At 62.1% G+C, this 22011-nt stretch carries 21 protein-coding genes; 7 read left to right on the forward strand and 14 right to left on the reverse strand.

The features are described 5' to 3' along the window. Positions 1–58: 58 nt before the first annotated feature. The 14 genes from ACGHP5_RS06595 to ACGHP5_RS06660 all read right to left on the reverse strand — a co-directional run bounded on the left by ACGHP5_RS06595 (position 59) and on the right by ACGHP5_RS06660 (position 15055). The gene (locus ACGHP5_RS06595; protein WP_295901929.1) at positions 59–781 is read right to left on the reverse strand and encodes a ComF family protein; all 723 of its coding nucleotides are present in this window, start codon (positions 779–781) and stop codon (positions 59–61) included. Then, on the reverse strand, positions 765–3023 hold the full coding sequence (gene priA, locus ACGHP5_RS06600) for a primosomal protein N' (protein WP_390568214.1): 2259 nt from the start codon (positions 3021–3023) through the stop codon (positions 765–767). Before priA ends, ACGHP5_RS06595 begins: the two co-directional genes overlap by 17 nt. Further along, positions 3023–3916 (reverse strand): YitT family protein, encoded by an 894-nt coding sequence (locus ACGHP5_RS06605; RefSeq protein WP_290532594.1) that lies wholly within the window; start codon positions 3914–3916, stop codon positions 3023–3025. The genes priA and ACGHP5_RS06605 overlap by 1 nt, the downstream gene beginning before the upstream one ends. A 90-nt stretch (positions 3917–4006) precedes the next feature. Continuing rightward, complete coding sequence (locus ACGHP5_RS06610) at positions 4007–4978, reverse strand: TIGR01212 family radical SAM protein (protein ID WP_390568215.1); 972 nt, start codon at positions 4976–4978, stop codon at positions 4007–4009. 2 nt (positions 4979–4980) lie between these two features. Then, entirely contained in the window at positions 4981–6489 is a 1509-nt protein-coding gene (locus ACGHP5_RS06615) for a DNA/RNA non-specific endonuclease (RefSeq protein WP_390568216.1), read from the reverse strand. Between the two features lie 71 nt (positions 6490–6560). Beyond that, positions 6561–7730, reverse strand: a complete 1170-nt coding sequence (locus ACGHP5_RS06620) for a DNA/RNA non-specific endonuclease (RefSeq protein ID WP_337771573.1) — start codon at positions 7728–7730, stop codon at positions 6561–6563. A gap of 20 nt (positions 7731–7750) precedes the next feature. Continuing rightward, the gene (gene dtd / locus ACGHP5_RS06625) at positions 7751–8203 is read right to left on the reverse strand and encodes a D-aminoacyl-tRNA deacylase (protein ID WP_290532590.1); all 453 of its coding nucleotides are present in this window, start codon (positions 8201–8203) and stop codon (positions 7751–7753) included. An 11-nt stretch (positions 8204–8214) separates the two neighbouring features. Continuing rightward, entirely contained in the window at positions 8215–8901 is a 687-nt protein-coding gene (locus ACGHP5_RS06630; RefSeq protein ID WP_290532589.1) for an RluA family pseudouridine synthase, read from the reverse strand. 9 nt (positions 8902–8910) lie between these two features. Then, positions 8911–9366, reverse strand: a complete 456-nt coding sequence (locus ACGHP5_RS06635; protein ID WP_290532588.1) for a cytidine deaminase — start codon at positions 9364–9366, stop codon at positions 8911–8913. 323 nt (positions 9367–9689) lie between these two features. Continuing rightward, positions 9690–10379: an SIMPL domain-containing protein gene (locus ACGHP5_RS06640; RefSeq protein WP_290532587.1), complete on the reverse strand. Its 690-nt coding sequence runs from the start codon at positions 10377–10379 to the stop codon at positions 9690–9692. A 183-nt stretch (positions 10380–10562) separates the two neighbouring features. Beyond that, positions 10563–11495, reverse strand: a complete 933-nt coding sequence (locus ACGHP5_RS06645; RefSeq protein ID WP_290532586.1) for a hypothetical protein — start codon at positions 11493–11495, stop codon at positions 10563–10565. A 40-nt stretch (positions 11496–11535) separates the two neighbouring features. After that, complete coding sequence (rlmD, locus tag ACGHP5_RS06650) at positions 11536–12945, reverse strand: 23S rRNA (uracil(1939)-C(5))-methyltransferase RlmD (protein ID WP_390568217.1); 1410 nt, start codon at positions 12943–12945, stop codon at positions 11536–11538. A 120-nt stretch (positions 12946–13065) separates the two neighbouring features. After that, positions 13066–14199, reverse strand: a complete 1134-nt coding sequence (locus ACGHP5_RS06655; protein ID WP_390568218.1) for a hypothetical protein — start codon at positions 14197–14199, stop codon at positions 13066–13068. Positions 14200–14230: 31 nt separating this feature from the next. After that, complete coding sequence (locus ACGHP5_RS06660; RefSeq protein ID WP_390568219.1) at positions 14231–15055, reverse strand: alpha/beta hydrolase; 825 nt, start codon at positions 15053–15055, stop codon at positions 14231–14233. Positions 15056–15146: 91 nt separating this feature from the next. Between ACGHP5_RS06660 and ACGHP5_RS06665 the strand changes: the two genes are divergently transcribed. The 7 genes from ACGHP5_RS06665 to ACGHP5_RS06695 all read left to right on the forward strand — a co-directional run bounded on the left by ACGHP5_RS06665 (position 15147) and on the right by ACGHP5_RS06695 (position 21899). Then, positions 15147–15821, forward strand: coding sequence for an MBL fold metallo-hydrolase (locus ACGHP5_RS06665; RefSeq protein ID WP_290532582.1), 675 nt, complete (start codon positions 15147–15149; stop codon positions 15819–15821). 67 nt (positions 15822–15888) lie between these two features. Beyond that, positions 15889–16620 (forward strand): FkbM family methyltransferase, encoded by a 732-nt coding sequence (locus ACGHP5_RS06670; protein WP_390568220.1) that lies wholly within the window; start codon positions 15889–15891, stop codon positions 16618–16620. After that, the gene (gene trmD / locus ACGHP5_RS06675) at positions 16610–17287 is read left to right on the forward strand and encodes a tRNA (guanosine(37)-N1)-methyltransferase TrmD (RefSeq protein ID WP_295901968.1); all 678 of its coding nucleotides are present in this window, start codon (positions 16610–16612) and stop codon (positions 17285–17287) included. The genes ACGHP5_RS06670 and trmD overlap by 11 nt, the downstream gene beginning before the upstream one ends. 140 nt (positions 17288–17427) lie before the next feature. Beyond that, positions 17428–18570, forward strand: coding sequence for a lipid-A-disaccharide synthase (lpxB, locus tag ACGHP5_RS06680; protein ID WP_390568221.1), 1143 nt, complete (start codon positions 17428–17430; stop codon positions 18568–18570). Between the two features lie 115 nt (positions 18571–18685). Continuing rightward, positions 18686–19321, forward strand: coding sequence for a fumarylacetoacetate hydrolase family protein (locus ACGHP5_RS06685; protein WP_290532577.1), 636 nt, complete (start codon positions 18686–18688; stop codon positions 19319–19321). Positions 19322–19323: 2 nt separating this feature from the next. Next, positions 19324–19920, forward strand: a complete 597-nt coding sequence (locus ACGHP5_RS06690; RefSeq protein WP_337771589.1) for a Maf family nucleotide pyrophosphatase — start codon at positions 19324–19326, stop codon at positions 19918–19920. Beyond that, entirely contained in the window at positions 19917–21899 is a 1983-nt protein-coding gene (locus tag ACGHP5_RS06695) for a S46 family peptidase (RefSeq protein WP_337771591.1), read from the forward strand. The genes ACGHP5_RS06690 and ACGHP5_RS06695 overlap by 4 nt, the downstream gene beginning before the upstream one ends. Positions 21900–22011 lie beyond the last annotated feature (112 nt).

Here is a 22011-nt window from a genome sequence, read left to right on the forward strand (position 1 = left end):
ACACACCGGCTTCGCCCGTAAAACCCTGAATTGTGAATTGTAAATACGGCATTGTACATTACTCCTTCACGCCCAGTTCGCGCTGCGAAACGGCCAGGGCGGCGATGCTGATGCGGCAGCCGGGCGCATCGCGCAGGATCGCCGAGGCGCACGAGAGAAGCGTGGCGCCCGTGGTCATCACGTCGTCGACCAGCAGGACGTGCCGCCCGGCGAGCCGTTCGGGGCGGCGCACCGAGAAGGCCCCTTCGACGTTGCCGGCCCGCTCGCGGCGGGGTTTGAGGGCCTGGCTGGCGGTGTTGCGCGTCCGGCGGACGCTGCGGCGATCGACCTCCACGCCCAGCTGCGCGGCGATCCCCTCGGCGATGTATTCCGATTGGTTATATCCCCGGCGGCAGCGTTTGAAGGGGTGCAGCGGCAACGGCACGACCACCTCCACGGTGTCGTACAGGCCGCTTTCGCGCAGACAGCGCCCGTACCACTCGCCCATCGCCCGGGCCGTGCGCCAGGCGCCGCGGTACTTGAAGCCGTGGATCAGCCGCCGCCAGCCGCTCGCGCGGACGAAAAACAGGAAGCCCGAAGCCTGCTCGACGGGGACCATGCCCCAGCATCGGCGCACCACGGGGTTATCCACCTCGCGCCAGTAGCCCGTCAGCGGCGCCGTGGCGCGGCACAAGGTGCAGACCGTGCGTTCGCCGCGCGCGAGCGGCTCCCCGCAGACGGCGCAGCGGGGCGGGAACAGCAGCGATGCGACATCGCGGGCGAGGTCATTGAGGATCGACATTGACGACGACGGTAATCGACTTGAAAGCCGGATTTTCGGCAAAGGTTTTCAACTCGGCCGAGAGCAGTTCGCGGGCGCGGGCCGAGGAGGCGCCGCTCTCGATTTTCAGCAGAAGGCCCACGAGGTATTCGCCGCGGATGCGGTCGACGGGCGGAGTCATCGGCCCCAGCAGGCGGCGGCCGAAGCGGGTGCGCAGGCGCGCGGCGAGGTCCATGACCCCGCTTCGAAGCACCGAAGGGTCGCGGTGGCGCAGCGTGAGCGACGTGAGCCGCGCATAGGGCGGGTAGAAAAAGGCTTCGCGCTCGGCAAGCTGCGTGCGGGCCATCCCTTCGAAATCGCCCGCCGCGACCTGCCGGATCACGGGATGCCCCGGTTCGGAGGTCTGGATCACCACCTCGCCCCCGCCATCGCGCCGTCCGGCGCGGCCCGCCACCTGCATCATCAGCTGGAAAGCCCGTTCAGCGGCCCGGAAATCGGGGTTGTTCAGCAAATTGTCAGCATTGAGGATGCCGACGAGCGACACCCCCGCGAAGTCGAAACCCTTGGTGATCATCTGCGTGCCGACCAGAATATCGGTCCGGCGGGCCTCGAAATCGGCGATGATGGCGCTGAACGCCTTTTCGGAGGTCACGCTGTCCCTATCTAACCGGGCGACACGCGCTTCCGGGAAAATCTTGAAAATCTCCTCCTCGACCTTCTCGGTCCCGAACCCCATCGGGACGACGTCGGTGACCTTGCACGAAGGGCATTTCGCCGGGACGTCCTCCGTATGGCCGCAGTAGTGGCAGACGAGTTTCCGTCCGCCCTTGTGGTAGGTCAGCGTCACGTTGCAATGTGGGCAGCGGGCCGTCCAGCCGCATTCGGAGCACTCGACGTAGGGCGAGAACCCGCGGCGGTTCTGGAACAGCATCACCTGCCCGCCCCGGTCGAGGGTCTCCCCGATCCTGTCCAGCAGGAGTTTGTTGAAATGGGCCTTGCGCTCACCGCGTTTGACGGCGCGCAGGGTGTCGGAAACGAGGATTTCGGGAGGCCGGGCGTCGCCGTAGCGCTCGGTCAGCTCCGCCCGCCCGTATTTGCCCGACGCGGCATTGAGCCACGTCTCGAGCGACGGCGTGGCGCTGCCCAGCAGCGTGCGGCCCCCCGTAAGGCGTGCCATCACCACAGCGCAGTCGCGGGCGTTGTAACGCGGCGCAGGCTCCGTCTGCTTGTAGCTGGCGTCGTGCTCCTCGTCGACGACGATCAGCTGCAGGCGTTTGAGCGGCAGGAAGACCGACGACCGCACGCCGACCACGAATTCGCCCCCGTCCGAGCGGTTCAGCCGCAGGTAGGTCTCCGTGCGGCGGCGGTTGGTGAGTTTGGAGTGGTACGGGGTGACGCGGCTGCCGAAGATGCGCTCCATGCGCTCGATCAGCTGCGCCGTCAGGGCGATCTCCGGCACGAGCAGCAGCACGTCGCCACCTCTCGCAAGCACTTCCGCAATCAGATGAATGTAAACCTCGGTCTTGCCCGAACCGGTGACGCCCTGCAACAGGGCCGTGGTTTTCCCGGCGGCGAACTGTCCGCGCAGGGCCTCCAGCGCCGTGAGCTGCTGCGCCGTCAGCTCCGGAAGGCGGAAGGCCGAGCCGCCGCGCTCGACCGAGCGTTCGCGCTGGGTGCAGACGATGTATTTCTTGCGTTCGAGCGCATGCAGCACCGCGTAATCGGCCCGGAGCAGACGGCGGGCCACCTCGCCGGTCGAAATGCGCGTCTCGTCGCCGGCCGCAGCCAATTCGAGCAGCGCCTCGTACTGTTTCGGGGCGCGCCGTTCGATCTTCTCGCAGATTTCGTGAAAACGCCCCTCGTCGCGGAGTTCCGCGGCCAGCGACACGTAACACTCGGTGCGGGGACGGAACTCCTCGTCGGAAAACTCCTCCTCCGTGTCGCCCGAGGGTTTCATCAGCGCAGGCAGCGCCACGCGCATCACCTCCCCCAAGGAGCACATGTAGTACGAGGCGATCCACTCCCACAGCGACATCTGCTGCCCGGAGAGCAGGGGCGCATCGTAGAGCACGCGCTGGATCGGTTTGACGGTTTTGAAATCGGGCCGGCGGTCATGAACCCGCCACACGATGCCCGTATAGAATTTGCGTGCGCCGAACTGCACCGCCACGGCCTGCCCCGCCGCGACCTCCGTACCTTCGGGCACGGCGAACGTGTAGACGGGCTGCGCCAGCGGAAGGACTATGTCGGCGTAGAGCTGCATCAGCCCTTCCCGATTGCCTGGAATCCCTTCCCGTAGACGCCCATGACCGATCCGACGGTCATGAAGGCCTCGGGATCGATGGTCTTGACGAATTTGAGGATCATCGCCGTCTCGCGCTTGCGGCAGACCACCATGACGATTTTGGACTCCTTTTTCGAATACCATCCCTGCGAGTCGATGAGCGTCACCCCGCGGTGGACGTTGTCGACGATCGCCTGGGCCATTTTCTCGTAGTCGTGCGTGACGATGAAGACCTGGCTCGACTGCTGGCTTCCGGCCATGATCATATCGACCGTATAGCCCACGACGGCCGTCATCACGTAGCCGTAAATCACGGCGCTGATACCCATGCCCACCAGCAGGGCCGAAGCAATGATGACGAAATCGGAGTAGATGAGGATCTTGCCGTAGCTGACCGTACGGTACTTGTTGATGATCATGGCCACGATGTCCGTACCGCCCGTCGAGCCGCCCTGCGAGAAGCAGAGCGCGATGCCGGCGCCGGCCAGGATACCGCCCATGACGATGGCCAGCAGGTTGTCGACCCCGAGGAAGTTGCCATCGGGAAGCACCTCCTGCCAGAAGTTCATGCCCGCGGAGATGATCACCACGCAGAAGATGGTCTTGAGGCCGAAATTCCACCCCACGATGAACCCAGCGACCAGCAGCAGGACGGCATTGATGATGAAGACCATCGTACCGATCTGCAAGTCGATTCCCACCGCCGAGAGCGCGTTGCACAGCACGAGCGACAGACCTGCGGCGCCGCCGCCGACGCCGCCGGCCGGGAGGATGCAGCCGATCCAGCCGAAAGAGTACATCAGCATGCCGACAGCCATCAGTATATACTCCTTGACGGGTTTGAGCACGATGTCGGGATTGATGGGTTTCATAACGAAGGGGTTTATTCGGGGTTTGCCTCCGCAAAGGCGGCGCAGGCCCGGCGCAGAGCCGGGTCTACCCGCATTCTGCCGAGGCGCAACCTACCTTTGCCGAAGTTTGTCTGCGGCAAAGGTAGTAAAAAATTCGCCTTGGTATACATTGCGTTCCTCCAATCTTTTTTCGAGCATCGCGAGCAGCTGCTCGTTACGCACGAGGCCCCAGTTGCGGCCGTAATGGTAGCGCGGCGGAGCCTCCGAGGCGAAGCGTTCGACGACCACGCCGGGCCGCAGGCGGCGGAGGATTTCGACGAACAGGTCGATGTACTCCTCCGGCTCCCAGAAGCGGAACCGCTCGGGTGCGGCGTCGTACTCGGCGGCCATCGGTGTGGCGCGGAAAACCTGCAGCTGATGGAACTTCACGGTCGTGAGCGGCAGGGCGTTGATCCGCTCCACCTGGTCCAACAGCATCGCGTCGGTCTCGCCCGGAAGCCCGAGGATGAAGTGCGCACCGACCGCCAGCCCCCGTTCGGCGGTCATCTCCACGGCGCGGCGGGCGCACGCGAAGCCGTGGCCGCGGTTGACAGCCCGGAGCGTGGCGTCGAAGGTCGACTCGATACCGTATTCGAGGGCCACGTAGCGGTCGCGGGCCAGGGATGCGAACCAGTCGAGTTTGCGCTCGTCGACGCAGTCGGGGCGCGTGCCGACGACGATCCCCGCGACGTCGGGATGCGCGAGGGCTTCATCGTAAAGCGTCTTCAGCCGCTCCAGCGGGGCATAGGTGTTGGAAAAGGACTGGAAATAGACCAGGTAACGCCGCGCCGTGCGGTAACGGTTGCGGTGAAACTCGATGCCCTCGGCGACCTGCTGCCCGACGCTCTTCGAGGGCATGCAATAAGAAGGGGTGAACGCTCCGTTGTTACAGAACGTACACCCTCCTTCGCCGATCGTCCCGTCGCGGTTGGGGCACGTGAAGCCCGCATCGACGGAAAGTTTCTGCACCCGGCAGCCGAACAGACGGCGGAAGTACCCCGCATAGGAGTTGAACCGCCTCGTATCGCCCCACGGGTAGATCATCGCTACAAGCCCCAGTCCGAGGGGTTATAGGTATTCTTCGGGGCGTTGGACACGTTGGTGAAGAATGCGTGTCCGGTGAGCTTTTCGAGGTCCGAAATAGACATCATCTCCCTCGATGTCACCTTCTGGCCCTTGAGGCCGTTGTTGTGCGAGCGCACGAACGCCACGCACATCAGTTCGTCGGCCGAACAGTTCAGCACCGATTTGCCGGTGTCGCCCCGCTTGGTGCGCAGTGCGGCGATGTAGAACATCGTGGGACACGACACGTCGCTGCGGCCGCCGAACTCGATTTTCTTGGGCGAGGCAGACATGCCATAGCCATCGGTATAGGACTCGAAGTAGGTGCCGATAACCAGATAGGTCGTATCGCGGCAGACCTTGCCGTCGATCCAGTCCTCGAGCGTATTCCATCCGCCGCCTCCGGTGTTGTATCCCGAGGAGTACTGCGGAGCGATGTTGGTGTAATAGAAGACCTGCTTATTGATGGCCGCGGAACGGGTGCGTTCGGCCGAACCGAGCATGTGGCCCTTGTTGCAGCCGCCGCCCGTCGACTTGCTGTTATACTGAATGCCGGAGGGAATGATCGGGTCCTTGCTATAGGCCGAGCGATCGGCATCACCCTCGTAGCAGGCATGACGCGGCGCCGCCACCCAGACGGGACAGTGGTGCTTGGCACTGAAGCAGACCGTATAATTACGCGCTTTGTGACCGCCTATCGAAAAGTCGGGACAGATATGGTATGCGTAATGATAGTCGCTGTTCGACTTGTCCTCCGGAACAAGTTCGGGCCACCCCGAGTACTTCGTATCGCCGGATCCGCCGCCGTTCCGCGCGGTCGTGAAAGTTCCCGCGGTGCTGGCATAGGTCTGCCCTTTCCAGTCGGCGCAGAGCTGGAACTCGTAGTTCGTGCCGGCGGTCAGCCCGGTCAGAGAGGCCGTCTTGGTCCCCGTTCCCGCCGACACTTCCTGCTGTGAATAGCCGGAAGCAGACGAGGGCTTATAGCGGAAATAGACCTTGTAACCGGTGCCCTCGAACGTAAATCCGCACGTCAGCGTGGCGGTGGTTTCGGTCACGGCGCTCGCCGACGGGGTTCCGAAGGCCGGTTTGTCCGGATCGGGTTCGGGAAGTTCGTCCTTGCCGGTTTCGAACGAGGCCGCCGGGCTTTGCATACGCCCCGACGGGAAGTCGGCGAAGGCGTAAACGACGTAGAAGGTTTGGGGCAGAAGACCGTCCAGCGTGGACGAAAGGGTGTTGCCGTCGACCCTGCAATCCGCCGAGTCGGCGAACGGACCGATCTTGCCGTCGACGATGGGCGCATAGGTAAATCCCACGCCCACACCGTCCAGCACGCCCTCGCCGAAGCGGGTCTGGCAGGTCATTTCGACCGTCGTGCCGCCGACCGCGGCCTGGGGCGCCAGAAACCACCGGCTGTCGTCCTCCGTCTTTTCATCCCCGCAGGAGGCGAAGGCCACGGTGAGGCCCAGAAGCAGGAATGCGCTCAATTTTTTCATCATACCAATTTAAAATCGTTATCAATACGGTATCCCGGCAACGGATGGCATCCATCGCCGCCGGGAATCAATTATCTGAAATTCCAGAATGAAGGGTTGAGTTTCTCCTTCGGAGCATCGGGCACGTTGGTGAAAAACTCGATCTGCGTTTTCGCCTCGATATCGGCCACCGAAGTCATGTACTGCGAAGGTTTACCGCTCGGATAGGCGCGGTTTTCAAACCAGAAACCGACGCATTCGATCTCATCGGCGGCAAGCTCCCGGAGAGGTTTGCCCGCAGAGCCGCTCTTCGAACGCATCAGCACCCGGTAGAAATTCGTCGGCACGACGCACACGTCGCCGCTCTGGTCCGTGACGGTCGTATCGTCGTCGGCGAACCAGACCCCCGACACCACATAGAGCGTATCGGCGCAGACGTTCTTCCAGCAATCGTCTTCGAGCGACGACCACACTCCGGAATTGAAACTGTTCTGCCACTGCGGAGCCACGTTGGTCACATAGAACGTCTGGACGTTGATCGCGTAACTCGCCGTCCGGTCGTTCGACGCGAGCAGGTGTCCTTTCGAATAACCCGGCTGCGGCTTGTACGACCCCTTGATCAGATCGGGCTGAACGATTTCGGGAATGGCCGGATCGTAAAACCAGTCATCCGTACGCCCCTGCGTCCCCTTATAGCAGTCGTGCAGCGGGAACGCCGACCACATTCCGCTGCGTTTGCCGGCGCTGTAACAGACCGTATAGTTGCGGCCTCCGGGCGCGCCGTCGCAGTAATGGACGGCATAGTAACAGTCGCCCGGACGGCCCTGAACAGCCGGAAGTTCCGCCCATCCCGCATATTTCGCCAGGTCGGGATTGACGAAGCCCTTTCCGGTCCGGAAGGAGCCTGCCGGACTTTGCACACGGCCCGTCGGCAGGTCGGCGAAAGCATAGACGGCGTAGACGGTTTCGGGCAGAAGGCCGTTCAGCGTGGAGACGAGGCTGCTGCCTTCGACCCGGCAGTCCGCCGACTCGGCGAACGGACCGATCACCCCGCCTACGATCGACGCATAGGTAAATCCCACGCGGACGCCGTCCAGCGCACCGGCAGCGAAGCGGGTCCGGCAGGTCATCTCGACGGTCGTGCCGCTGACCGCGGCTTCGGGCGTCAGGAACCACCGGTTGTCGTCCTGCTCCTTTTCGCTCCCGCAGGAGGCAAGGGAGACGGCGAGGCCCAGAAGCAGAAATGCTGTTATCTTTTTCATCGCAAAAGAGATTGAGGTGTTCACTCCTTGTTTTTCGAATCCATCCAGATCGTCACCGGCCCGTCGTTGACCAGTTCGACCTGCATGTCGGCGCCGAACTCGCCCGTGGCGACCCCGCGGCCCGAGAGTTCCGCTACGCGGGCTGTAAAACGCTCGTAGAGAGGCCGTGAAACGGCTTCGGGAGCCGCCCGGATATAGCTCGGGCGGTTGCCCTTGCGCGTCGAGGCCTGCAACGTGAACTGGCTCACGACCAGGATTTCGCCGCCCGTCTGCACGACATCGAGGTTCATCACGCCCGCTTCGTCGTCGAAGATGCGCAGGCGCACGAGTTTTCCGGCGAGGTATTCGACATCCTCGTCGGTATCGCCGCACCCGACGCCCAGCAGCACCAGCAGTCCCGCCCCGATCCGGGAGCGGACATCACCGCCGATGGCGACGGAAGCGTGTTTTACACGCTGAATGAGCAATCGCATGGCAAGGATATTCAGAGGTTTTCGAAATAGGCCCACAGGTTGTCGCCCGCAGGCACGGGAGCCGTAACCGAGAGAGGCTCACGGCGCACGGGGTGCTCGAACTCGACGCGGCGCGAGTGGAGCGAGATGCCGCCCCCGGGCAGGGAGCGCCGGGCGCCGTATTTCAGGTCGCCGCGGATCGGACACCCGATCTTCGAGAGCTGGGCACGGATCTGGTGGTGACGGCCGGTGAGCAGTTCGACCTCGACCAGCGTGTAGTTCGTCCCCGCCCCGAGCGTCGCGTAACGCAGGCGCGCCTCCTTGGCGTCGCCCTTCGGGGCGTCGCAGGCCCGCGAACGGTTGGTTTTGCCGTCGCGCAGGATGTAGTGGCGCAGTTCGCCGCTCTCGGGGTCGGGCGTGGCTTCGGTCAGCGCCCAGTATATCTTATGAATGCGGCCTTCGCGGATCATCTCGTTCAGGCGGACGAGGGCCTTCGACGTCTTGGCGAAAAGCACGACTCCGCTCACCGGACGGTCGATGCGGTGCACCACGCCGAGGAACACCTCGCCGGGTTTCGCGTCGCGCCCCTTGATGAAGGCCTTGATCTGGTCTTCGAGGGCGCTCTCGCCCGACGGGTCGGGCTGCACCAGATCGCCGCAGCGTTTGTTGACGATCAGCAGGTGGTTGTCTTCGTAAAGAATGTCGTCCGGGTTAAACATCGTCTGAAATTACAGAATAAAGGTGAAAGGCAGCAGTCTGGAGGCCGAATCGACCGCCGTCACCGTACCGTGGCCGCTCATCAGCACCCGCATCGGGCAACCCTGGCGGCGCTCGACGTCGACCATCACCTGCCGGCACTGGCCGCAGGGATAGCATTCGCGCTCCGAAGGGTTCGAGGCAATGGCCATCGTCTCGATCGGATCGTCGGCGTAGTTGGCCTGGGCGTAGAACATCAGCGACCGCTCGGCGCAGAGTCCCGCGGGATAGACTTCGCTTTCGAAGTTGCTGCCGTAGAGTATTTTCCCGCTGCGCAGACGCGCGGCGGCGCCTACGTGGAAATTCGAGTAGGGCGCATGCGCATTGGCCGTGGCCCGTTCGGCCTCGGCGACCAGCCTGCGGTCGGCTTCGGATAGTTCCGACAGTGCCGCGTAATGTTCATAATCGAAACAAAACTGCTTTTCCATAACTCCTCCTTTTTTACAGGGGTGAACTACAAAGATACTAAAATTTTCAGAAATCGCTTACTGAATCGCACTTTTTCAGCCTCTCTGCTTTCAACCCGGATGAATCGTTTTATTATCAGGCCCTTCCGGTCTGCGAAAACGGATTTCCCGTGTGAACAGGTCTGTCGGGGTTCGTAAAGCCAGCTTCCGGCACGTTCCCGTTTTTGATTTTAAGCAGGCTGGCCTCATGCATCGGGAAGAACGAGGCGGATAGGCAGTACCGAAGTACGTCCCATTCGCCCCGTTCGAGGGATGTGCGGAAACTGCCGTTTATAAATCGAAAACTATTCGAGGACGAACTTCGCCTGCACGTTATACTGCAGCTTGATGGTCTTGAAATCGAGCGGTTCGTCCGCCGCGGCATCCTCGGCGACGCCCGTCGCCTTGGCGCTGCGCATCACGGCCATGTTGTCGTAAAAAACGGGCATCACGTTGTTGTTCGAATCGTAGATGTAGAAACATTTTCCGATCTTCTGCCCGATGGCTTCGGCCAGCGTCGCGGCGCTCTGGCGGGCGTTCTGCATCGCCTCGACGCGCACCTCGGCCTTATACTGTTCGATTTTCGAGTGCGAGACCTTCAGGATCGAGACATTCGAAATACCCAGTCCGTCCAGCGCCTGCCACACCTTGGCGACCATCGCCGAGGAACCCAGCTGCAACTGGTATTTGGCCGTCGCCACCGAGGTGTTTTTCTTGAAGAACTCGCTCGACAGGTTGGCCATCTTGAGCTGTTTCTCGACGTCGACACCCGCACGTTTGAGCGCGGCGATCATGTCGCGCTGCTGGCTCTCGACCGAAATCTTGCCCTTCGAGTCGCGCTCGTTGATGATGATCTGCAGGTAGAATTCGTCGGGCGTGATCTCCTTTTCGGCACGTCCGTTCACCTGAATGTAGCTGGGGAAAGCCTCCTGCATCTGCGCTGCCGCGGGGAGGGCGAAAAACGCCACCGCCGCCAATAAAATCAGTCGTTTCATTGTCTTTTCGTTTTTACGTAACCATCTTACAAAGATTATGCAAGCCGGGCATCGCGCGGAACTGTTTTCAGCCGGAGCCGGTTTGCATCCCTTTGTATCCAGTAAAACGCCGGAAAACGAAAATACTGCATCCGTCCGGTTGCGAAAGCTCCGATTACACGGGCGGACGGTTTGCCGGTACGACTATTTTTTATGCCCGGGATGCGTCGCACGCCACTTTTTAAGCTCCCTCGCGGTCAACTCACGAGTCTGCATCTCCGGTGTAAAAACAGGCGTATAGACACCGCCGTGCTTGGGTATCAGCACGCCATCGGTAGTCTGAAACCGCGGAAACAGTCTTTTGGAAACCGCATATCCGTCATTCCAATCGCGATCGGGATCAGTCTCGTACCAATAGATTTGGACTGCTGTTTTGTAATATTCGCCGTCGTAGCTCCCGGCCAGCGCCAGCGGCGTTCCGGGCAGCACTTCGTCCCCGACGTCGACCAGCACATTGTCGCCGTCGACACAGATATACCAGGCCAGCGTGCCGTCCGGCTGCTCGACAAGCAGGTTCGGGCTGTTGGTCGTAAAACTCACCCGGGGAGCGTCGAAGCGTTTTTCGGGCTTTCGAATCTCCACGACCACACCACGGCGCATGGCGTAGACCGTATCCCCTTTCGATAGCGGAAACATGAAGCCCAGGCTTTCGCGCTCCGCCTCCGCCTTTCGGTACTTGTCCAGAACGTATACCGTTCGGATAACCCGTTGGGGCCGGAGCGTCGAACAGGGCATCCGATAGACGAAAGCGGTATCCACATCCGGATCGAGCGGACCTAAATACCAACGCCACGAATAGTTATACCCCACCCCGTAACCCTCGTCAGCGGCCCGCAGGCTCAAAAACCGCTGATTGTCGTAGTGCACCGTATATTTATGCACGCCGGCGGAAAGGTTACTGCAATTATACAGCTCCTTGAAATTGACCAGCACGGTAAGCGTTCCGCCGCTTTGTTTGTTTTCGAGAATAAAGTCGGTCGTTTTTTCGCCCGGCCCTTTCTCGGTGCGGATGCGCGGCTGTGCCGATACGGCGGCACACGTCAGTATGATCCATGCGGAAAACAGAATTCGTATCATCGGTCTGTGGTTCAGGTCGTATCTCACGCGGACGCGCCGTTTATCGCCGCACGAGCTTCACGACGTTCTCCACATGGTGCGTGTGGGGAAACATGTCGACGGGCTGCACGGCCTCGACGCGGTAGGCGGCGTCCATCAGCTGGAGGTCGCGGGCCTGCGTGGCGGGATTGCAGCTCACATAGACGATCCGCTGGGGCGCGGCGCGCAGGATGACTTCGATCACCGGCTCGTCGACGCCCGCGCGCGGCGGGTCGAGAATGATCACGTCGGGACGGCCGTTCGCGGCGACGAACCCGTCGTCGAGCACCGCCTTCATGTCCCCGGCGTAGAAGACCGTATTTTCAATGCCGTTCAGTTCCGAATTGACCTTGGCGTCGGCGATGGCTTCGGGAACGTACTCCACGCCCACCACCCTGGCGCAGCGCGCGGCGCAGAAGTTGGCGATGGTTCCCGTTCCGGTGTAGAGGTCGTAGAGCACGTCGCCGGGTTTCAAACAGGCGAAATCGCGGGCCACCTTATAAAGTTCGTACGCCTGCGCGGAATTGGTCTGGTAGAAGGATTTGGGTCCCACCTTGAAGCGCAGCCCCTCCATCTCCTCGATGATGTGGTCCTTGCCGCGGTAGCAGACCGGGTCGAGGTCGCCCACTGAGTCGTTGAACTTCGTATTGACGATATAGAACAGGGAGGTGATCTCCGGGAACTTCTCCGCCAGATGGTCCATCAGGGCCGTGATGCGGGGCCGGTCGTCGCTGTTGAAGACCACGATCACCATCACCTCGCCCGTCGAGGCCGTGCGGACGATCATGTTGCGCATCAGCCCCTCGTGCGAACGGGCGTTGTGGAACGTGTAGCCGTTCTCCACGCAGAACCGCTTGGCCTCCATGCGGATGCCGTTCGACGGGTCGGGCTGCAACCAGCATTTGCGGATGTCCAGAACCTTGTCGAACATCGAGGGGATATGAAATCCCACGGCGGGCGCGTCGCCGATGTCGCCCGCCGACTCGATCTCCTCGCGCGTCAGCCAGCGGCGGTCGGCGAAAGTGAATTCGAGTTTGTTGCGGTAGAACTGCGTCTGCGCCGAGCCGAGGCACGGCGCGATTTCGGGCAGGGCGATCTTGCCGATACGCGTCAGCTGGTCGCGGACCTGCTCGGTCTTGAAGCGCAGCTGCTCCCCGTAGGGCAGGTTCTGCCACTTGCAGCCGCCGCAGACGCCGAAGTGCTCGCAGAACGCCTCGGTCCGCAACGGCGATTTTTTCACATAGCGCACCACGAAGCCCTCCATGAAGCGGCGGCGTTTCGAACGGATCTGTACGTCGACCACGTCGCCCGGAACGGTCAGCGGCACGAAGACCACCACGTCGTTCCAGCGGCCCATGGCCTTGCCCTCGGCCGCGAGGGTCGTTATTTCAAGCCCCTCGATCAGGGGATAGTTCGCTTTTTTACGTGCCATTCTTGCCATAAATTCGAGTTTGGGATGCAAAGGTACAAAAAAGCCGGACGGGTTCAAACCCGAATTGCGTGCGGCTCGGCAAAACTTCCCGACGGGAAGGGGCCCCGGAGTCCGCCGGAATCAGCCTTTTTCCGCCTTCTTCGCCTTGGCGCGCGCCCGCACGCCGCCGAGCCAAAAGCCCAGCGCGAAAGGCCCGCCGATCAAAACCGCGAGCGCCAGCACGACGTAGAGCAGGATTTTGCCGACGAGTCCCGGCAGGGCGTCGAGCGTCGTCCGGACCAGTTCATCGCCCGTCGTGCGCAGCTGCTCGACCAGCGCCTCGCGCTCGCGCGTGACGTACCGCTGCAACTCGCCGCGCTGGCGGTCGAAGTCGGCGAAAGCGTTGTCCACCGAAGCGTTCATCGTCCAGATCAACTGCGTGGCCTGCCGGTTCAGCTCCTCCAGCACCTTGTCCGAAATCTCGGGCAGGTGCTCGGCAACGACCACGATGCGCGTAAAACTGCGTTCCAGCGAATCGAGCTGCGCCCCGACCTCGATGCGCAGGCTGTCCTGCCGGAGCCGCATCTCGAAGATGTCCTTCGACCAGCTCACGCTGTTGGTCACCTGCTGCGTCTGACCGCTCAGGCGGTCGTTGACGTCGGCCAGCACCTCGGCGATCGAACCGGTGGCGTAGTCGTGTTCGACACCGGCTGCCTGAAGGTATTCCAGCCACGCGAGGGTCGTGTTGTCGGTCTCGTCGCCTTCGGAGGCGGGATTTTTCCGGATATAGTCGTCGACGAAGGCCGCCATCAGATCGTAACGGTCCGCCGGAAGCACTTGCCGGGCGAGCCTTCCGGCCCGGCGGTCGAGCCGCAGGGCGGCGTCGCGGGCGATGTCGCTCTGGGAACCGAACAGCAGCGAATCGGGAGCTTCGGCAAAAGAATCATTCATGCGGCGGCACAGGATCCACAGGTCGGCCAGCGCCACGTCGGGAATCCCCTGCATGGCGGCGGTCACCCCGGCGCGCGTGGCGCGGATTTTCCACCGCACGGCCGCCACACGCACGTTCACGTCCGACGCCGCCGCAACGATCGAGTCGGCCGCACGGGCCACCTCGCCGGCCATGTCGTAGTAAAAGCCGCGCGTCATGGTCCGCACGTTCATCTGTTCCTTCGAAAGGGGGTCGCCCGTGGCCACGGCCACCTTCAGCAGCGAACACCCCGCAAGCGACGCCGCGGCGAAAAGTGCGGCCGCCAATTTCATCCATCCGTTCATAACACTCCGTTTTACGCGTCAGGGACCGCAATTATCGCTCCCGTTTTTTCACAAAGTCGCGGATGTAGCGCACCGCGACGTAATGGCCCGCCTGGGGCATGTTGCCGTGGTCGAACCCGTCGAACTCGCGGATCCCGACGTCGGGATGCCCCGCCACCTGCATCATGCGCCAGAAATAGGCGTTCTCCTCATAACGGCCCAGCATCTCCCGCTCGCGGTCGCCCGAGAGAATCAGGATCGGCGGGCAGTCGGGACGTATGTAGTTCAGCGGCGCCATGTCGTCCACGACCACCTGCGTATCGGGAATCCCCATTTCGCGGCGTCGCGCGAAGTGGGTCACGACCTGCCCGCTGTAAGGGATCAGCGCCGCGAACGCCGTGTCGGGGTCGATGCCGTAGGGCGCCATCCAGCGTTTGTCCAGTCCGATCATCGAAGTCAGGTAACCGCCCGCCGAGTGTCCGGCGATGAAGATCAGCCGCGGGTCGCCGCCGTACGAAGCGATGTTTCTCACCACCCATGCGGCCGCAGCGGCGGCATCCGCCACGCAGTCGGCCACCTTCACGCGCGGAGCGAGGCGGTAGTCCACGCCCACCACGGCGAAGCCTTTGTCGCACAGCGCCTTCGGAATCTCGCGCCGCCCGCCCGTCAGGCCCCCGCCGTGAAACCACACGACGGTCGGGAATCCTTTTCTATCCACCGGATAACAAATATCCAGCCGGCAGAGCGAATCGACATAACCATCGTCCGCAGCATTGCGGTAAGCGATATTGGTTTCGGTCCGGCAGGCGGTCGTCTGGGCCGAAATTCCCGTGCAAAGCAGGGTCAGGACCGCGAAAAGCGCAAAAAATCGTTTCATGGGATCGGATCGTTTTGGGTCATAAAGATAGGTAAAATCCCGTAAAAAGCACTATCTTTGCCAAACCGACTGCATTAAAACAGCCATCATTATGAAAATCGCCTGCCTGCAATTCAATCCGATACAGGAAAACACCTACGTCGTCTGGGACGACACCAAAGAGTGCATCGTCATCGACGCCGGAAACAGCAACCCGCGCGAAGATGCCGCACTGGACAACTTCATCGCCGAGCACGGGCTGAAACCCGTCATGGCGGTCAACACCCACGGCCATTTCGACCACACGCTGGGCGTCGAGCACCTCAAGCAGCGCTACGGCATCCCTTTCGCCCTTTCGTCGAAGGACCGGTTCCTGCTGGACAACGCCGCGACAAGCGGCTCGGTCTTCGGGGTCAAGATCGGACAGATGCCCGCAGCGGACCTCGACCTCGACACCATGCCCGAGGTCCGCTTCGGGGAGACCGTCCTGCGCGTAATCCGCACCCCCGGCCACACCCCCGGCCATGTGGCGCTGTACGAACCCGTCTCGAAATCGCTCTTCACGGGCGACACGCTTTTCCGCGAGTCGATCGGCCGCACGGACCTGCCGGGCGGCGACTATTCGTGGATCATGCGCTCGATCCTCGACTCCCTGGTTCCGCTGGGCGAGGAGGTGCACGTCTATCCCGGCCACGGTCCCGAGTCGACGATCGGCCACGAACTGCTCTACAACCCCTTCATCGTCGAGGTGCTGAACGAGGAGGTGAATTACAGGAATCAAGAATGATCCCGGAAATACATACCGCCGCACATCCGTCCCCGACCGGTTCGCGCCGCCCACAACCATTGTTCCCGTGAAAACCCTGATCCATAAGATTCTCTACCGCACCCTGCCGTTAGAAGGCTACCTGCGCGCCGTGAGCCGGCTGTTCTTCCTCTGGCAGCGGCTGGGCATCGGACGCGAGGCCCCTGCCACGGAGTACGTCTACCACCTGCCGAAACTAGTCCGCGCAGGCGACACATGCATCGACATCGGCGCCAACCTCGGCTACTACGCCCGCACGATCTCCCGCCTCGCGGGTCCCTCGGGAAAGGTTTTCGCCGTGGAACCGGTGGCCCCGATCCGCAAGGTGCTGAGCCGCAACCTCCGCCGCTGCGGAAACGTCGACATCCTCCCCTACGCCCTGGGCACGGAATCGAAGCCGGTCTCGATGGCCAACGACTCGGCGCGCGAGACGGGCTATTTCGGCACGGGCCAGAACTTCGTCAACGAAGGCGGCGGCAAGGCCGACGTGGAGTTTACGGCCCAGATGCGCCGCGGCAGCGAACTGTTCGGCAAACTGGAGCGCCTCGACTTCATCAAATGCGACATCGAGGGTTACGAGGTCGTCGTGATGCGGGAGATGCGGCCCCTGCTGGAGAGGCACCGCCCCACGGTGCTGATCGAGACGGGCGGCGAAAACCGCCCGCAGATCGTCGCGCTCTTCACCGAACTGGGCTACACGGGTTACACGCTCGACCGCGGGCAAGAGATCCCGCTGGCCGAAAATTCCACGAAAGACATCATTTTCAGACATGCGCATTGACATCATATCCTCCGTCCCCGAACTCATGACCTCCCCGCTCAACGAATCCATACTCAAACGGGCGCAGGAGAAGGGTCTCGTGGAGATCGTCGTCCACAACCTGCACGACTACGCCCACGACCGCCGCAAGACCACCGACGACTATCCGTTCGGCGGCGAAGCGGGTATGGTCATGAAGTGCGAACCGGTCTTCGAACTGGTCGAGAAACTCCAGAGCGAGAGGCGCTACGACGAGGTCATCTACACCTCTCCCGACGGTAACCGTTACAACCAGCACGAGGCCAACCGGTTGTCGACGCTTGAAAACATCATCATCCTCTGCGGCCACTACAAGGGCATCGACCACCGCATCCGCGAGCACCTCGTCACGCGCGAAATCTCGATCGGCGACTACGTGCTGACGGGCGGCGAGCTGGCGGCCTGCATCATCGCCGACTCGGTCGTGCGGATCATCCCCGGAGCCATCGGCGACGAGGCGTCGGCCCTCACGGACTCATTCCAGGACAACCTGCTGGCACCCCCGGTCTACACGCGGCCGGCGGAGTTCCGCGGCTGGCGGGTCCCCGACGTGCTGTTGTCGGGCAACTTCGCCGAGATCGCCCGGTGGCAGGACGACGAGGCTTACCGGCGCACGAAAGAGTTGCGGCCCGACCTTTTAGAAAGTTGAAAGAGCAATCGGCCCCGACTTTTTGATTTTAGAGAGGCGGATTTTGACATAACGAAGGCTGACGCGGAAGGGACATACAGACGTATTTCCCTTTCGCGGAGGACAAGGCAGGGCGAAAGGCGCCCTATAAAATCGAAAAGATGAAATATTACCTTATAGCCGGAGAGCCTTCGGGCGACCTGCACGGCGCAAACCTGATCGAAGGGCTGCTGAAAGCCGACCCGCAGGCGGAATTCCGCTTCTGGGGCGGAGACCTTATGGCGGCGGCAGGCGGCAAGGAGAACTTACGAAAACACTACCGGGAGACCTCGTTCTTCGGCATCGTGCAGGTGCTTAAAAACCTCGGAACGATCCGCCGCCAAATGCAGGAGTGCCAGGCCGACGTGGCGGAGTTCGCCCCCGACGTGCTGATCCTGGTGGATTACCCGGGTTTCAACATGAAGATGGCCCGCTGGGCCAAAGAACACGGCATCCGCACCTTCTACTACATCGCCCCGAAGGTCTGGGCGTGGCGCGAATGGCGGGTGAAGGCAATCCGCAAATACGTCGACCGGCTCTTCATCATCTTCCCTTTCGAGCGGACCTATTTCCCGAAGCACGGCATCGAACCCATTTTCGAGGGCAACCCGCTTGTCGACGCCATCGAGACCCGGCGGACGACGCTCCCGACGCCCGAGGAGTTCCGCCGCCGCAACTCCCTCGACCAGCGCCCGATCGTCGCCCTGCTGGCCGGCAGCCGCCGGGGCGAGATCCGCGACAACCTGCCGCTGATGGCCGCGCTGTCGCGAAAATTCCCCGAGCACCAGTTCGTGGTGGCGGGCGTCGCGTGGCTCGACCGGACGCTTTACGAACAATACATCGCCGGAAGCGACATCCGCTACGTCTCGGACCAGACCTACGAGACGCTGGCGGCGGCCGAAGCGGCCGTGGTGACATCGGGCACGGCGACGCTCGAAACCGCCCTGCTGGGCATTCCCGAGGTGGTGGTCTACCGCACGGTGTGGTGGCAGGTATGGCTGCGGCCCTACGTGCTGAAGGTCCCCTGGGTGTCGCTCGTGAACTTGAACCTGGGGCGCGAAGCCGTCGCCGAGATCATCCAGTCGGATTTCTCGGTCGACTGCGCCGAACGCGAGCTGCGGGCGATTTTGCACGGCGGCAGCAAGCGCGGAAAGATGCTCGCCGACTTCGGCGAACTGCAAACGATCATCGGCGGCCCGGGCGCCAGCGAACGGTTCGCGGCGCGGATGGTCGCAGAACTGAAGACTGGAAACGCTGCTTTCTGATTTTAGAGGAGCAGATTTCGACATAACGAAGACCGACGCGGAAGGGACATACCAGCGTATTTCCCTTTCGCGGAGGGCGAGGCAGGGTGAAATATGCCCTATAAAATCGAAAACAATGAAAATCATCTGCATAGGCCGCAACTACGCTGAACATGCCGCCGAGTTGCACGAACAGCTGAACGACAGCGGGAAACTCCCCGGGGAACCGATGTTTTTCCTCAAGCCCGACACGGCGCTGCTGCGCAACAACGACCCGTTTTACATCCCGTCGTTCTCGAAGGAGGTGCATTACGAATGCGAACTGGTGGTGCGGATCAACCGCGTGGGCAAGGCCATCGCCGAACGTTTCGCACACCGCTATTACGACGAGGTGGCCCTGGGCATCGACTTCACGGCCCGCGACCTCCAACGGAAGGCCATCGCCGAGGGGCTGCCGTGGGAGAGTTGCAAGGCTTTCGACCGTTCGGCGGCGATTGCTCCGGAATTCGTATCTTTGCAGGAGCTGGGCGGCGACGTGCAGCGGCTGCACTTCACGCTCGACGTGAACGGGGAGCGCCGCCAAAGGGGTGACACCTCGGAAATGCTCTTCACGGTGGACCGGATCATCGCCACGGTGTCGCAGTACATGACCCTGCGCATGGGCGACCTGCTCTACACGGGAACGCCCGCGGGCGTCGGAGAGGTGAAGCCCGGCGACACGCTGCGTGCGACTCTCGAGGGACGTGAATTGCTGAATTTCGACATACGATAGCCATGTTACTCAACGACAAACTCAAACCCTACCGCCTGCTGCTGGCGTCGCAGTCGCCGCGGCGCAGGGAGCTGATGACCGGCTGCGGGCTTCCCTACGAACTGGCCCCGAAATACGACTGCGAAGAGACCTATCCCGAAGATCTCCCGGCCGAGCAGGTCCCGCTGTACCTCTCGCGCCTGAAAAGCGAGACCTACCCCGCACCGCTCGCCCCGAACGACATCCTGCTGACCGCCGACACGGTGGTCGTGCTCGACGGCGAGGTTCTGGGGAAACCCCACGGCCGCGACGACGCCTGCCGGATGCTCGGCCGCCTCTCGGGACGCCGCCACACGGTCGTTTCGGGCGTCACGCTGCGCACCGCCTGCCGGATGCACTCCTTCGAAGTACGTACCGGCGTCTGGTTCCGCAAGCTCACCGACGAGGAGATCGCACACTACGTCGACACCTTCCGCCCCTTCGACAAAGCCGGGTCGTACGGCATCCAGGAGTGGATCGGTTATGCCGCCATCGAGCGTATCGAAGGCTCGTTCTACAACGTCATGGGACTCCCCGTCCAGAAAGTATACACCGAATTAGATAAATTTTTAGATTCATGAAACGTACCCTGCTGACCCTGCTCGCCGCCCTCTCCCTCCTGCCCGCACTGGCCGACGAGGGCATGTGGCTCCCGAGCCTGATCTCCGAACGCATCGACGACATGCGCGCAAAAGGCTTCCGCCTCACGGCCGAAGACATCTACTCGATCAACAAGGCCTCGATGAAGGACGCCGTCGTGCTCTTCAACGGCGGCTGTACGGGCGAACTCATCTCGCCCGAAGGCCTGCTGCTCACCAACCACCATTGCGGCTACGACGCCATTCAGAAACATTCGACCGTCGAGCACGACTACCTGACCAATGGTTTCTGGGCCATGTCCCGGGCCGAGGAGCTGCCTAACGAAAAACTCTGGGTCCGCTTCCTCGTCCGCATGGACGATGTGACCGACCGGATCGCCGCAGGCGAGACGGCAGAGGAGATCGTCCGCAAAGCCGAAGCCGAAGGCACGGGCTACAAAGCCTCGGTCGAACAGATGTACTACGGTAACCAGCAGTTCCTGTTCGTCTACGAGCAGTTCGACGACGTGCGCCTCGTGGCCGCGCCGCCCTCGTCGATCGGCAAGTTCGGGGGCGACACCGACAACTGGATCTGGCCCCGCCACACGGGCGACTTCTCGATGTTCCGCGTCTATGCTTCGAAAGACAACCGCCCGGCGGCCTACTCGCCCCGGAACGTTCCGTATCGTCCGAAGAAACATTTCACGATATCGACGAAAGGGATCAAAGAGGGCGATTTCACGATGATCTACGGATTCCCGGGCAACACGCAGGAGTACATCCTCTCCGACGCCGTGGCCTACATCGCCGAACGTTCCGATCCGGCCAAGATCGCTATCCGCACGGGGCGCCTCGACATCATCACCAAAGCGCAGGAGTCCGACCCCGCGCTGCGCATCCACTATGCCGCCAAACACGCCTCGATCGCCAACGCCTGGAAAAAATGGCAGGGCGAAGCGCTGGGCATCAACCGCCGCGGGACCGTCGCAGCAAAATTCGATTACGAGACGCAATTCGGACTCTGGTCCGTGGAGCACCCCGAATACGCCGTAGTGATGGGCCTGCGCGCCGAATACGGCCGTATCATGGATGCCTATTTCGCTTACGAGATCACCCGCGAAACGCTCTCGACGCTGCCGGCAGCCTATACCCCCAAAGAACGCGCCGAGGAGTGTTTCGCACGGCGCAAGCCCACCGAGCGGGCGCTCTGGCGCCAGGCATTCCGCGAATACGGCCGTTGCCCGCAAATCTACCGCATACCCTCCTTCGCCGAAGGCATAACCCGCTACAAATCGCCGGAAGCCCATGCCGACGCCCTTTTCGAGGCCATCTGGGAAGGCACCGACAGCGTGGCCATGCAACCTGCCGCCCGACTGCGCGAGGAGACCAAACGCATGCTCGACCACATCTCGTGGATGCTGGGAACCAAGTCGCTGCGCAACCTCAACAGCAAAATTCTCAACGAACTCTACACCATCTATATTAAAGGTCTGCGCGAATGGGACCGCGAGCGGGCCTTCTACCCCGACGCCAACCTGACGCTCCGCGTGGCCTACGGCTCCGTGGCCGGATACGAGTACGCCGACGGAGAGTACCACAAGCCGCAGACGACGCTCGACGGCATCATCGCCAAGGACAACCCCGAGATTTACGACTACGACATTCCGCAGTCGCTGCGCGACCTCTACGCGTCGAAAAACTACGGCCGCTGGGGCACGGTGATCGACGGCCGCAAGACCGTACCGGTCTGCTTCCTGGCGACGAACCACACCACGGGCGGCAATTCGGGATCGCCGGTGCTGAACGCCGAAGGAGAACTCATCGGCATCAACTTCGACCGCACGTGGCGTTCGACGATGAGCGACATCGACTACGACCCTGCGATCTGCCGCAACATCGCCGTAGACATCCGCTACGTGCTGTTCGTCATGGACCGTGTCGGCGGAGCGGGCTACCTGCTCAAGGAGATGAAGCTCAAATAAAGCGTTCCGGGACCGCCGCAGAATGGTCCGGACGGTCCCGATGCAAATTTTATCGTTTTTCGCGCAAAAATTTTGCGAATCGCAAAATAGTGTCTATATTTGCACTCCCGAA

The organism is Alistipes sp. i18-0019-D1 (genome assembly GCF_042852885.1).
In the GTDB taxonomy this organism is placed as follows: domain Bacteria; phylum Bacteroidota; class Bacteroidia; order Bacteroidales; family Rikenellaceae; genus Alistipes.